We start from the raw sequence: 13,605 nt of genomic DNA on the forward strand, positions 1-13,605 counted from the left end.
CTCTCTTTCTCACCTCATTCAGAGGGACTCAAATATCGCGCTCAGGCCGCTTCGCCGTTCTGTACGGGTGGCAATCGCCTGCACCAGCACACGCTCGTCGGTATAGAGCGACAAGCGCTGACGCGCGCGGGTGATGGCGGTGTAGATGAGCTCGCGGGTAATCACGGGTGAAAGCTGGGTGGGCAGGATCAACGCCGCATGGTTGAACTCCGAGCCCTGGGACTTGTGTACCGTCATCGCCCATGCTGTTTCATGTTCAGGCAAGCGACTGGGCTGCACAGACTTCACGCTTCCGTCCGGCATCAGGAACCAGACGCGCAGCCCCTGTCCACGGTCAAGCGCAATGCCAATATCGCCGTTAAACAACCCCAGCGCGCTATCGTTACGGGAAATCATCACTGGCCGACCTTCGTACCAGCGTGAATGCGGCGTGCGGGTGATTTTGCGCTTTTGCGCAAGCAGTTGCTCAAGCCTGTCGTTGAGGCCGCTGACGCCAAAAGGCCCTTCCCTCAGCGCACACAGCAGCTGATACTCGCCAAACGCGGCAATGACCTGCGCAGGCGTATGTTGCTGCTGCACGCTCGTCAGGAAGTGCTGATAGCCCAGCAGGGCATCATCCAGCATCGCCTGATACTCTTCCCCGGTTTGCAGCGATTTCTTCTCAATATCACTGAAGCTGCCGTCAAAAACGGCACTGGTCGCATGCCGATCCCCTCTGTTCACGGCCGCCGCCAGTTGGCCAATGCCGGAATCACTCCCGAAACGGTAGCTTTTTTGCAGCAGACAGAGGCTGTCTCGCAGCGCCGCCGCGAGAGACTGACTTTCGGCTACGAGCGAACATCCAGTGAGGCGGGCTAACTCCTCAGCACGTTCCGCGGTATACCCAAGACTCGCATACGTGCAGATATCGCCCAGTACGGCCCCGGCTTCCACCGAGGCAAGCTGGTCACGATCGCCAAGGAAAATTACGCGCGCGTGGGGAGGTAAGGCGTCAATCAGCCGCGACATCATCGTCAGGTCGATCATCGACGCTTCATCCACCACCAGCACGTCAAGATGCAGCGGGTTTCCGGCGTGGTAACGCAGGCGCTGGCTGCCCGGCTGGGCACCCAGTAGCCGGTGCAGGGTGCTGGCTTCATTGGGGAAAAGCGCAAGCTGTTCCTGCGTGAGCGGCAGTTTTTGCAGCGCGCCACCTAACGACTCCGTCAGCCTGGCCGCCGCTTTGCCGGTGGGCGCCGCCAGGCGAATACGGCATTTTTGCTCACCCGACAGCTGAATCAGCGCGGCAAGCAGTTTTGCCACGGTGGTGGTTTTACCCGTGCCCGGTCCGCCCGAGATCACCGAGATCCGCCGCGTTAAGGCAACGGCCGCCGCCACTTTCTGCCAGTCTGTCGCCTCATCTGAGGTAAACAGGGCATCCAGCGTTTGCCGGAGCCGCGCTTCTTCGCAGGGACGCGGCGCATTTGTCTCGCTGAAAAAGCGCGCTACCGTCAGTTCATTACGCCACAGCCGGTTAAGGTACAACCGGTCGCCAATAAGGATCATGGGCGTCTGGGTATCGGCTCTGCTGACAGCAGGAGAGCTTAGCAAAACGCTCTGCCAGTCTACCGACTCGCCCAGCAGGGCAAAACAGGACTGAAGAGCCGCAGGCATTTTCTCATCAATGGTCAGGCGCGAAAGCGGCAGGCAGACATGCCCTTCCCCCGCGTCGTTGCTCAGGATAGCGGCAGCCAGCATCACGGCCGGCTGCTCGCCAGCCACCATGATGGCGAACTGCACATCAAGATGGCGCAGTAAACGCTGTTCTACGGCTTCCAGCAGTAATTCCTGCATCGTCATGCCAACTCCTCCGTGCCTGCGGCAAATAAACTGTCCATTTTCTCAATCAGTGCCGCGTCCGGGCGCGTACTAAAAATACCAGACTGCGGATCGGCGGCATCCACCCCGCGCAGGAAGAGGTAAATCACCCCGCCAAAATGGTCTTCGTAGCGGTAATTTGCAATGCGATGACGCAGATAGCGATGCAGCGCCAGGGTATACAGCTGGTACTGCAGATCGTAACGATGCATCTGCATGGCAGAGGCCATCGCCTGTTGGGTATAGGCTTCGCTGTTTTCACCCAACCAGTTCGATTTGTAATCCAACAGGTAGTAACGCCCTTCATGGCGGAACACCAGATCGATAAAGCCCTTCAGCATCCCCTGAACCTGACGGAAGTTAAGTGGCGGGCAACCGGCGGATAGCGGGTCGTGCTCGCGGATCAGCGCATCCAGTGCCTCGGCTCTTAGCGGGCTGGCGATGGGGAGATAAAATTCCATCTCCACCTGCTTATCTCTGGCGGTCAGTTGGCTGAGCGAAACACCCTGTGCCGTGAGCGGGGCGTGAAGGATAGCGGTGATCCATTCGCTGAGCACCGGCTGCCATTGCGCGTCGTAGCCGCCGCTTTGCAACATTTTCAGCACCCACTCCTCAGAGACAGGTTGCGTGAAATCCAGCTCTTCAAACAGGCTGTGTAAAAATGTGCCCGGTGACGCGCCGCGCGGAAATTGATGAGGGGTCAGCACCGGTTCATCCGGCACACTGCCGGTACCTGCGGCATCCACGTCAAGCTTAGGCATCAGATCCTGCGCAATGCTCTGCCCGTGCTGCTGTAAACCGGAATAGCTGGTCACGCGCCAGTCGTCTGCAACGGTTCGCGTAATCTGCCGGGCCTGCAGGTCGGTTGTCTGCTGTTCTGGCAACTGCCAGCGACTGTTATCGGGTTGCGACGGGATATGCAGGGCAATATGTTCCCCGCACAGTGTTTCAATACACTGACGCAGCCCGGCAGCATCTTTTGGCTCACCAAGCTGAATCAGCCTGCCCAGCGCGCTCAGATGAAAATCGGTATCGCCTGCCTTTTCGCCACGGCGGCGGAATAGCGGAGCGATACCCAGACTGCAGTGCCAGACCGAGCGGGTCAGGGCCACATAGAGCAAGCGTAAATCTTCCGCCAGGCGCTCGGCCTCGGCCAGTTCTACGCTGGACTCTGCTTTGCTGAGATCGAGCACCGCTTCGAACGACTCGCGATCGTGATAAAAAGCCTGATCCTGCACCCGATAATTGGCGATAAAAGGCAGCCAGACCAGCGGATACTCCAGGCCTTTCGACTTGTGAATGGTGACGATTTGCACCAGGTGCTTATCACTCTCAAGACGCATCTGCTGGCTCGACGAGTTACTGTTCGGATCGGCAATTTGCTGCGCCAGCCAGCGCACCAGGGCATGCTCGCTCTCCAGCTGCGTGCCCGCCTCCTGCAACAGTTCGCTGATATGCAAAATATCGGTCAGACGGCGCTCGCCGCCCGCTGTGGCGAGCATATTCTCGGCAATGTGACGCTGCCTCATCAGTTCACGCAGCATCGCCATCACGCCGCGTTTTTGCCAGCGCTCGCGGTACTGCACAAACTCTTCGACCACCGCATCCCAGGCGGCTTCGTCGCAATTTAGCGCATCAATATCGCGCGCGTTCAGTCCCAGCATGCTGCTTGCCAGCGCGCTGCGAAGGGTGCTTTCCCGCTCCGGCGCCAGCACAGCCTGCAGCACCCACAGCATCTCCTGCGCTTCCAGCGTTTCAAAGACGCTATCGCGGTTAGAGAGATACACGGACGGGATGTTCAGTGACGTCAGGGCATCACGGATAAGCGCCGCCTCCTGACGGCTGCGCACCAGCACCGTAATATCGGATGCTTTTACCGGGGCTGATGTGTCCCCCTTCCAAAGCAACGCCTCACCGCGCGTACCTGCGCTGAGCCAGTCCCGGATCTGCGCGGCGCAGTGCTGAGCCATCGCATGTTGATAGTCCGTAACGCCGCACCCCTCGCCGTCCAGCAGCCAGAAATTCATGGCGGGCTGGTTCACGCCGTTGAATTCAAAGCGCAACGAAGCATTTCTGGCGGCGAACTTTACCGGCTGGAAGGGAATCTCCCTGAACATAAACGCCGAATCCATGCGGCTGAAGAGCGCATTGACGCTCTCCACCATCCCCGGCGAGGAGCGCCAGTTGGTGTCCAGGGTGTAGTGCGCTTCAACCTCGCTGCGGGCTTTCATGTAAGTGAAAATATCCGCGCCACGGAAGGCATAAATGGCCTGTTTGGGATCGCCAATGAGCAACAGTGCCGTGTTGGGCTGCTGTCGCCAGATGCGGCGGAAAATGCGGTACTGCTGGGGATCGGTATCCTGAAATTCGTCAATCATCGCCACCGGAAAGCGCGTGCGGATGGCGGCGGCAAGCGCCTCGCCATTTTCACTGCACAACGCCGCGTCCAGGCGACTTAGCATATCGTCAAAGCCCAGCTCACCCCGGCGGCGTTTCTCACGCGACACCGCTTCACGGATCTCCGCCATGGCGCGAGTGATCATCAGGTCGTTAAGGGTTAATGGCTCTGCCAGCAGGGTTTCAATCTCAACAAACAGCGGGTGTTCTGGGACAATGCCATCGGCTTTGGTTCGCTCAACCAGAAAACGCCGGGAAAATTTTTCCAGCGCATCCGGGAGCTGGTAACCGCGCGTCTCTTCCTGCGCCCAGGCAGTGATCTTATCGATCCATTTCCCCTGATTGCCACGGTTAAACTTGCGCCTGTCGATCCCGGAGTTTTCGATAATGGCGTCGATCTCGCCGACAGACTCAATCCATTTTTGCTTAACGGCAGCAATCTTTGCGACGATTTTTTCATGGCGCGAGGCCAGCGTTTCATCCGCAGGCGGTGGAGATTTAATGACCGGGGCCTCCCCCTGCAGATAGCGCTCAATGGCGCGCAGAAGCTCCTCAGGGCCTTTCCACAACGCATGTACCGCTTCGGCGATGTCCCGCTGTAACGGATAGCAGTGGCGACGCCAGAAATCAGCACAGGCCTGGTAGCGAAGCTCAGACTCATCTTCAATAAGCTGCAGTTCAAACAGCATGCCGGATTCAAACGCATTCAGGCTCAGCATGCGCTGGCAAAAACCGTGGATGGTGAAGACAGAGGCCTCGTCCATTTGCCGTTCAGCCAGAAGCAGCCACTGTGCGGCCTGCTGTTTATCGGCAATCTCTTCCAACAGGCTCGCGTAGAGTGGGTTATCCGTGCTTTCGCGCAGACAGGCGATACGCAGTTCATGAATATTGGCACGGATACGGCCGCGCAGCTCAGCGGTGGCGGCCTCGGTGAAGGTCACCACCAGCAGCTCCTCCACGCTTAACGGACGCGGAAAAGCGGCCTGGCCGCCAAGGCCCAGCAACAGACGCAGATAAAGCGCGGCAATGGTGAAGGTTTTTCCCGTTCCCGCTGAGGCTTCAATCAATCGTTCACCCTGCAGAGGTAAACGTAAGGGATCAAGGGACTCAGCGGTGTCGGTCATTCTTTCTTACTCCAGGGCATAGATTGCTGCAGGGCGCTGACGCTCTTCCAGATTTTCCAGCCTTTCGGGTTAACGTAGTCCGTTTTTCCGTTCTGGCTACCAGAAACCTGAGACAGAATGGCTATTCCCTGCGGTTTAACCACCGCCTGATGGAAGAAGTCGGCAACCTTCTGAGGCGTCAGCTGTTTTATCTCGGCCACTACTTTATCACGCGAATCAAATTTCAGATTACCGCGATCGAAATCTTTGCTCAGTTGGGATGCTTCTTCACCCAGCGTCTGAGGCGGCTGCATCACCTGTGCGATGACGGCCTGCTGGATTTGGGCAAACTCATCCGGCTTCATGGCTCGCAGTTTAGCTTCCGCTTGCGGGAAGAAAGCCTGGTAACGCTGCCAGAGATAAGCGGGCTGTTTATCGCTGCTCTGCAGCAGGAAACCCAGCCCCCACTGGCGGCCAACGTTCATGGAGAATGCAAAGACCGCGTAGCCAAGCTGCTCTTCTGTGCGCAGCTGATTGTAGAACCACGGCTGTATAATTTGTCCCAGAACGGCACTCTGCGCAGAGCTGGCAAATTCATCATAGCCCGTAGGAACAAACACGGCGGCCAGCGCGGAATCCGTGCTGTTACCTGCTTTTTCAAAAATCACATTCTGTTTTTTCTCAACCAGCACGTCCTGGTTACGGCACCACTCTTCGCCTTTTGAACCGAGCTGCTGACGTACGTTCTCCGCCAGCGTTTTGGCCTGGTCCTCGCTCATGTTGCCGACGATAAGAAACTCCGGACGCGTGTTAGTTTTCAGCGCGTCGCGGTAGGCCAGCACCTCTTTTAATGTGATGGATGGCAGCAGCGCCCGGCGATCTTCACGCTGGAAATAAGGGATTTGCGACAGCATCTGCGCCGGCATAATCGCCTGATCGTACGCCTTGCCTTTCTCAGCGGAATCCATCATCTGCGCATACCAGGACTTCGCCTGCTCAAACTGCTCTTCCGTTGGCGTGTAGCTGAAATAGCCCTCCAGCAACGCCTGGAACAACTGAGGCAGACGCTGGGTATAGCCGTTTGCATTGACCATCAGTCCGTTATTGGCGTTGGTAGAGAAGCTGATCCCACCTACGGCGGCCTGGTTGCTGAGCTGGTCAAGTGCGATACCGGCCAGATAGTCATTGAGCGCAAACATCACCTGATTTTTGGCGCTATCCATCGCTTTCGGGTTGCGAAGAACAACGCTGACATCGGCTTTTGGCTCGCTGGCGAAGTAGTGGCTTGGGGTGTACACCACGCGCAACGTCGGCTCATCAACAATAAGCTGCGGGTGTGGGTACGCTTTCGCGGTTTTAATCAGGGAGAAATCATCCGGGATGTAGGGATTCAGCTCCGGCAGCTTCAACGCGATCTCGCTGGCCTTTTTCTGCCAGTTTGCGAATGTTTGCTCACTGATTTTATCCACCTGGTAAGGGGCATCCACGAAATAGGCCGTTTTGTTATGCGGCTCGTTCGGGCTGATGTACCAGATACGGGCATTCTGTGGGGTCATCATTGCCAGGCGCGCTTTTATCGCCTCAGCGTCGTACTGGTCGGCAATGTTGACCGCGTCCAGGGTATGTTCAACCGGCACGCGGATCATGGTATCCGCCAGCCACTCAACATAGTCCATGTCGCGGGTAATGGACGGATAGCGGAAATCGAGATCCAGCACGTGTGCCAGTTCGTCAAAGTAGCGTTTATCGACGCCTTTATCGCGCAGCAACGAGAGATAGCTGAAGATAGCCGCGACCACCTCATCACGGTGCGCCAGCCCTTTGTCGGTCAGGGTGGCGGAAATCGCCAGCACACCGCTGTTGCCGTTAACCACTGGATCGGAGTCGGCACGGATCCCTTCCACCAGCCCCTGCTTTTGCAGCCAGTCAGAAAGCGTTCCCGGGCTGCGGTTACCAATAAGATAGGTGACCAGTTCATCCGTTTTACTGCGGAACTGTGCGGTATTGTTATCAATGCGGAACTCAACGCGTAACACCTTGCGCGGCAGTGCGGGCACGTAGTGGATCACGATCCCTTTCTGCGCGTCGGTGACAACCGGTACGTTTATCTGCGGCAGGTCGATGTTTTTATTTGGTACCCGTCCAAAGGTCTGCGCCGCCATGGCAGCCAGTTCTGGCAACGGTTTGTTGCTGTAGATAACCGCTTTCATCAGGTTTGCGGAGTAGTATTTGTCGCGAAACGCGTGCAACGCATCAAGCACCGGGCTGTTTGGTTTGTCACTCAGCGTCTCGAGGTTACCCCCGGAAAAACGGGATCCAGGGTGCGCCGGGTTGATGGTTTCGGCGCTCACCTGCGCCATGCGCATACCGTCTCGCGTGCGGGCCAGGGTCAATTCAGCATTGACGGCATTACGTTCACGGTCAGCATATTTTTTATCCAGCAGCGGTGCGGCAATGGCATCGGCGAGACGATCCACCGCCCCTTCCAGCGCATCATTTTCGACTTCCAGATAAAACGCCGTCCGATACGGTGCTGTACTGGCGTTGTGGCTGCCGCCATGCATTTTCAGAAATTCGGAGAGGCTATCAGGCTGGGGGTATTTTTTGGACCCCATCAGCGTCATATGTTCCAGATAGTGCGCAAGACCCGGGTGCGCTTCGGGATCTTCCAGCGACCCAACGGGTACCACGAGCGCCGAGAGGGATTTCACCGCCTGCGGATCGGAAACCAGCAGCACGGTCATCCCGTTATCAAGGCGGACAGCCTGATACTGACGGGTATCTTTTTCGCTTTTACGGATAGTTTCCTGGACGGGTTGCCAACCGGAGTCTGCCTGAGTGACGGGAGCCCAAAGGGCGACAAACAAAACAAACGCTTTGAACAAGGTGCTGCCTGGCATTAACGACCTCTTTATCACGGCTACATCATTAACAAACTTCGTGCTGGACACGCCAGCATCTCTTTCTTTCTGTACATCAGTCCGTGATAGCAGGTGCATCATAAATGAACACCCTTTACTGCGCAATTTTTATACAGCGCTCAGGACTGATTAAATTTGAACAACGGTAACAGGTAACGTTGTGCCTCTTCCGTGATGGTCTCAAAGTATTCTGGCTCAAGCGTTCGCCATAACCGTTGATACCAGACATCATCGCCTTCACCACGGACCATCATGTTACCTTCCCAGGCCTGAACAAATTTACTCCGCGCTTTCTGCAGTGAAGCGTCATCCGTTAACATCGCATCATTCTGCGCGTCATAACAGGCTTTTATCCACGCCCCGCCACTTTCAGGCAGCAGCAGCAGCGGCTTGTTCATCCCCTGACGGTAACCTTCAATGTACAAGGATAAGTAATGTAACGCCTGCTCCGGCTCCATTGGCGGGAAACGCCACTCGGCCTCCTTGCGTACAAACATCCGGCTTTCACCCTGGTTACCGCCAGCACTGTAGACAAGATGTTCGAGCCAGAGTTGCAAACCCTGTGAAACGCTCAGCATGGAAGGCCGCCAGCGCAGCAGCCCGTCCGGTTGAACCTGCGTCAGCCAGCCCGTCAGCTGGATACCGTTGCAGTTGAGGTCGATTTCGAGGCTTGTTCCCGGCTGTCGGCATTCGATAACACGCTCGGCAAGCGCCTTCATCTCTGTGCACTGCGCCTCCCAGACGATCTCCCCAAACGCACCATACGGTAATTGCCCCGCAGCGCGATAGCGGCGGAACAGTTTGTCAGCATCTTCCTGCTCCACCAGCGCATTCAGCAGCTGGAGGTTTAACTGATAACGTTCCAGCCCTTCCAGCGTAAACGGTTCTGCGTCAGGAATTTCGCTCTCTTCCGAGCGGAAATTTACCTGCAACCGCTGCTGGAAGAAGGCGCGTACCGGATGCGCCCAAAACCGCTGCAGTTGTTCGAAGGTCAGGGTTTCAATGGGCCGCGCGTCGAGCTCCTGAATGAAATCGCTGTGCGCCCTCCCCTCTTTCTTCGCCGCGGGGAGCCACTCCTGGGCATAGCTCTGCAATTCGCTGGCGACGTAGTTCATCGGGTCAAACGGCATACGGCTGTGACAACAGGTGATATGCGCTTTCACCCGCTGGTCGCTCTCATCGCAGTTACGTTCTTCATCCCCCGGCAGGTAGTGGCTCTGTCCGATATAGTCCACCAGTTCCTGCACCAGAACAGAGGGAAAACGCTCGCTGTTGTCCTGAATCGACCGACCGATATAGCTGATGTAAAGCTTGTTCTGCGCGGAAATAAGCGCCTCAAGGAAGAGGTAGCGGTCATCATCACGACGGCTACGGTCGCCCCGCTTCGGTGCCGGGTTCATGAGATCAAAGCCCAGCGGCGGCAGGGCTCGCGGATAAACACCGTCATTCATACCAAGCAGACACACCACTTTGAAGGGAATGGAACGCATGGGCATCAGCGTGCAGATATTGATCGGCCCGGCAAGGAAGCGCTGGCTGATACGCTCCTGATCGAGGCGCAGGGTCAATTCGTCCCGCAGAAGCGCAAGCGGGATCGCTTCGTTATAGTGGGAGTTCACCCCCTCATCGACTATCGCCTGCCACTGTGTTTCAATCAGCGCCATTGCGGCTTCCGTGTCACTGTCCGGCAGGAAGAAATCATTGAGCAGTTCCCGGCAAACCGGCAGCCACTCCTCCAGCGGACGCGGCTGCATTAGCGCACGTCGCCAGCGGTTAAGCTGCATCAGCAGCGAGGCTAAATGCCCGACAAGCTCCGCGATGAGCCCGCTGGACTCATCATAAGGCAGGACCTCGTTCCACTCGCCCTGGCTGCTTTCCATGGCATACCCCAGCAGCATACGCGTCAGACCAAACTGCCAGGTGTGCTGCCCGGTAGGGGGAAGCTCAAACTCCTGTACGTTGTCGTCATCGATCCCCCAACGTACGCCAGACTCGTTTACCCACTGACGAAGGTAGCGCAACCCCTCTTCGTTAATGTTGAAACGAGCGGCCAGCACGGGGACATCGAGCAATGCCAGGACATCTTCGGAAATGAAGCGGCTGTCGGGCAGTGACAGCAGGGTAACGAATGCCTGCAAGGCCGGGTGAGACTGGCGAGCCCGACGGTCAGAGATGGCATAAGGCAGGTAGCGCTCTCCCGTCGCACTGCCGAAAACGGCCTGAATAAAGGGGCTGTAGCTGTCGATATCCGCCACCATCACCACGATATCACGCGGTGTCAGGTCAGGATCGTCCTGCAGCATGGCGAGCAACTGATCGTGCAGGACTTCGACTTCACGCTGCGCACTGTGGCAAACATGCACCGTGATACTGCGATCGTCGGGATCCAGTCTCCGTTTCGTGTCGCTGCGTTCAAATTCTTCGGCCGTCACGCCCATCACCGCGCGATTTTCCAGATCCAGAATATCGGACTGGATATTGTGCAGCAGGCTGTCCGGCGTGATTTCAACAAACGCATCCACGTCGCCTTCGCCTGACGAGGTGATATCAGAGAGCATATGAATATAGTCCCGGCCCAGCTTGCCCCAAGAGGCAAGCAGCGGGTTTGGCAGGTTCTGAATGCCCTGCTCATCAAAAAGCTGCGCGGCAGAGGCGCTGTCTTTAAACAAGGGCACCGTGCGTTCTTCAAAGAGACGTCGCCGCTGGCGCGTCACAAGCCGCGAAAGCCACCGGTCATCCTGAATGTCGCCCCAGTAATGGCGGCAGGGGTTAGTAAACAGAATATGGATGTCGGTGTGTTTTCCGAGCGCTTTCAGCGCATCCAGGTAGACGGGTGGCAAGGCGGAAATACCGCAGATAAATACGCGGGAGGGCAGCCGGGCCGGTCGGTCAGTGCTATTTTCCAGTATGGAGATGAACCGTTGGTAGAGGTTCGCACGGTGCCACTTGGGTTGACCCAGTTTTTCGGTATGCTCCACCAGCGCTTTCCACAGCGGCGCCTGCCAGACCTGCGCCTCCGGCAGACCTTCCACTAACTCACCCGCCTCCCAGCGAGTCAGCCATTCCGGACGATACACTAAATACTGGTCATAGAGATCCGCGGTACGTGATGCCAGCTGGAACAGCTTGCGTTTGTCGGTATCGTCATGCAGGTAGTGGCGCAGCATGGCAAACTCATCATGCGTGAGCATATCTGGCAAAAGCGCCATCAGCTTCCAGCTCATGCTCTGTTTGTTAAACGCGCTCTGCTCCGGGATGTCAGGCAACACGCGGACAAACATCTCCCAGATAAAGCTCGCGGGAAGCGGAAAATCGATATTCGCCGCGATGCCAAATTTACGGGAAAGCGACATCTGCAGCCATTGTGCCATACCGGTGCTCTGCACCAGCACCATTTCAGGCTCAAACGGATCGTCGAGCCGCTCGCGCTCAACGATAAATTCCATCAGCGCTTCCAGCACATCCAGACGATTTGAGTGGTAGACCCTTAACATAGACGCTCCCGACTACTGGCTAACCGGGCAATGCAGACGCGTCATCTCACCGCGTCGACCCAGAGGAGAAATAAGTGTAACCGTGATGCTGACACATCCAGACTGCGTTGTCTGCATCCGGTTTATCTGCCAGCCTGCTGGCAGCGCACCAGCATCCATCTGCGACTGCGTCCAGGCGATGTGCCAGAGCTGACGATACTGGCTAAACAGGGCAAAGCGGGAAGCCAGCGCCCGGTGATAGCCGGACAGCGCCGTGACGATCGCCACCAGCAGCAGCATCGCCAGCAACACGTCGACCATGCTGAACCCCTTTTCATTCTTTACGGCAACCGACATAACGCACGCTCCTTTAGCGGGCAAAAATCACTCCAGCCATGAGGTAAAAAGCGTATGTGCCCGTTGACAATCTCCCCGCCACGCCAGAGCAACAGCTCTCCATCTCCAGCGATGAGTAACACCTGCGACTCATTCAGTACACGCAAACAAACACGTTGCGTTTGTCTCTGTTTGCACTGTACATCAGGCTGCAACGACCAGCGCTGAACGCGCCCCCACTCCAGCGCAGACTGCGTGGCTGCCTGCTGCTGGATGGCGCGGCTCTCGTCGCCAACCAGCATGGTAAATGTTATGAGTTGCTGGTTAAGGCCGGTCAGGATCAGTGTGCCTAACACCAGTAACAGCAGAACCAGCGTCAGTGAGGCAATCCCATTCTGGCGGTTCACAAGTTAAACCCCGTAACGCCATAGCGAACCTGGTAAGGGGCAGCGTGCTTATCATTCACCCCGCTGGCGGTCAACTCGAGATAGAATGCTGGCGCAAATCCCGGGTGCTCATGTTTACGTACCACAAATGTGTGGATCATAAGCCGGGCCGGGTCGGTAAGCTTCTCCCATCCTTTTCCTTCACACCCCGTCGTGCCACGCAGGGTTTCCAGCGCGCCTGATTCCAGACGAAACCCCGTACTTTCGTTATCCGATGCTGAGGTGTCCCAGTTGCCGTTACTGTTTGCATCCCACCGGACAATCACACAGCTTCCCTCCCTGCCGATGGTCAGGCTCTGCCCCTGACAATTACCCGCGCAATACCCCGCGCGCTGTAACTGCTTGCCAATGGCGAACAGGCGTTGCCAGATCTCTTCTTCACGCTCCTGCGCCCTGGATTGCAGCAAAACTGCCCGTTGCAGCTCCGGTAAAAAACGCGACGTGCTGAGTAACAGAATGCTGCTGATCGCCATTGCAATCAGCACCTCTGTGAGTGAGAAGCCGTGCTGGTTCATCGGCATGAGTTTTCCCCTGCAACAGTGCACATCCTGATACGCCCTCCGTTTGAGACGACAATCATCCATTCTCCTGCCCTGCTCTGTACGCGTATCCGCCCTGCCCACGCCGTGTCCCTTAATCCATAGAATCCTAATGAAGGCGTAACCTCCCTTAGCACGACGTCAGGCCACAACGGTCTGAGCACATACGGGCTGTTGTTCTCACAGCCCTGCACTGCAGAGCTCATCAAACAGGCGCCTCTGTCGTCCTGCTGAAGCGTGATCAGGTGGTCACGGTTGTGACGATTGGCATCGTTTCGCAGAAACACCAGATAGTCGCGGACCTGACAGGCGACCTGCCACAACCTCTGCCGCTGTTGCCAGTTGTCCCAGCCGGCGAGCCCTGTCGCGCTGAGGATAATGACCAGCGAAATGGCAACCAGAGTTTCGATAAGCGTAAAGCCGTGCTCTTTTTTCATGCCGGGAGTGTGGCGAAACGCCGTGAACATGACGAGCCGCAATTCGGGGTTTTACGAGGCGTTATCCAGAGAATGTTATCCGTTGCAACGCGTTGC

At 56.9% G+C, this 13,605-nt stretch carries 8 protein-coding genes; all 8 read right to left on the bottom strand.

Annotated elements, in window-relative coordinates; all coding sequences use genetic code 11:
* Nucleotides 1–18: 18 nt before the first annotated feature.
* The gene (gene recD / locus AX755_RS02790) at nt 19–1,839 is read right to left on the bottom strand and encodes an exodeoxyribonuclease V subunit alpha (RefSeq protein WP_062856237.1); all 1,821 of its coding nucleotides are present in this window, start codon (nt 1,837–1,839) and stop codon (nt 19–21) included.
* On the bottom strand, nt 1,836–5,378 hold the full coding sequence (gene recB, locus AX755_RS02795; protein WP_062856238.1) for an exodeoxyribonuclease V subunit beta: 3,543 nt from the start codon (nt 5,376–5,378) through the stop codon (nt 1,836–1,838). Before recB ends, recD begins: the two co-directional genes overlap by 4 nt.
* A complete protein-coding gene (gene ptrA / locus AX755_RS02800; RefSeq protein WP_062856239.1) occupies nt 5,375–8,257 on the bottom strand; it encodes a pitrilysin in 2,883 nt (960 codons plus the stop codon). Before ptrA ends, recB begins: the two co-directional genes overlap by 4 nt.
* 140 nt (nt 8,258–8,397) lie before the next feature.
* A complete protein-coding gene (recC, locus tag AX755_RS02805; RefSeq protein ID WP_062856240.1) occupies nt 8,398–11,772 on the bottom strand; it encodes an exodeoxyribonuclease V subunit gamma in 3,375 nt (1,124 codons plus the stop codon).
* A 12-nt stretch (nt 11,773–11,784) separates the two neighbouring features.
* The gene (locus AX755_RS02810; protein ID WP_038420517.1) at nt 11,785–12,108 is read right to left on the bottom strand and encodes a prepilin-type N-terminal cleavage/methylation domain-containing protein; all 324 of its coding nucleotides are present in this window, start codon (nt 12,106–12,108) and stop codon (nt 11,785–11,787) included.
* Nucleotides 12,093–12,494, bottom strand: coding sequence for a DUF2509 family protein (locus AX755_RS02815; RefSeq protein ID WP_029883212.1), 402 nt, complete (start codon nt 12,492–12,494; stop codon nt 12,093–12,095). The genes AX755_RS02810 and AX755_RS02815 overlap by 16 nt, the downstream gene beginning before the upstream one ends.
* The gene (locus tag AX755_RS02820) at nt 12,491–13,054 is read right to left on the bottom strand and encodes a prepilin peptidase-dependent protein (protein WP_029883213.1); all 564 of its coding nucleotides are present in this window, start codon (nt 13,052–13,054) and stop codon (nt 12,491–12,493) included. The genes AX755_RS02815 and AX755_RS02820 overlap by 4 nt, the downstream gene beginning before the upstream one ends.
* Complete coding sequence (locus AX755_RS02825; protein WP_047351683.1) at nt 13,045–13,509, bottom strand: prepilin peptidase-dependent protein; 465 nt, start codon at nt 13,507–13,509, stop codon at nt 13,045–13,047. The genes AX755_RS02820 and AX755_RS02825 overlap by 10 nt, the downstream gene beginning before the upstream one ends.
* Between the last annotated feature and the right edge of the window lie 96 nt (nt 13,510–13,605).

The organism is Enterobacter sp. SENG-6 (genome assembly GCF_001605945.1).
GTDB lineage: Bacteria > Pseudomonadota > Gammaproteobacteria > Enterobacterales > Enterobacteriaceae > Enterobacter > Enterobacter cloacae.

Excerpts from the sequence above, each read along its gene's own strand:
- recD (WP_062856237.1), bottom strand. The coding sequence starts at position 1,839 with ATGACGATGCAGGAATTACTGCTGGAAGCCGTAGAACAGCGTTTACTG.
- recB (WP_062856238.1), bottom strand. The coding sequence starts at position 5,378 with ATGACCGACACCGCTGAGTCCCTTGATCCCTTACGTTTACCTCTGCAG.
- ptrA (WP_062856239.1), bottom strand. The coding sequence starts at position 8,257 with ATGCCAGGCAGCACCTTGTTCAAAGCGTTTGTTTTGTTTGTCGCCCTT.
- recC (WP_062856240.1), bottom strand. The coding sequence starts at position 11,772 with ATGTTAAGGGTCTACCACTCAAATCGTCTGGATGTGCTGGAAGCGCTG.
- AX755_RS02810 (WP_038420517.1), bottom strand. The coding sequence starts at position 12,108 with ATGTCGGTTGCCGTAAAGAATGAAAAGGGGTTCAGCATGGTCGACGTG.
- AX755_RS02820 (WP_029883213.1), bottom strand. The coding sequence starts at position 13,054 with ATGCCGATGAACCAGCACGGCTTCTCACTCACAGAGGTGCTGATTGCA.
- AX755_RS02825 (WP_047351683.1), bottom strand. The coding sequence starts at position 13,509 with ATGAAAAAAGAGCACGGCTTTACGCTTATCGAAACTCTGGTTGCCATT.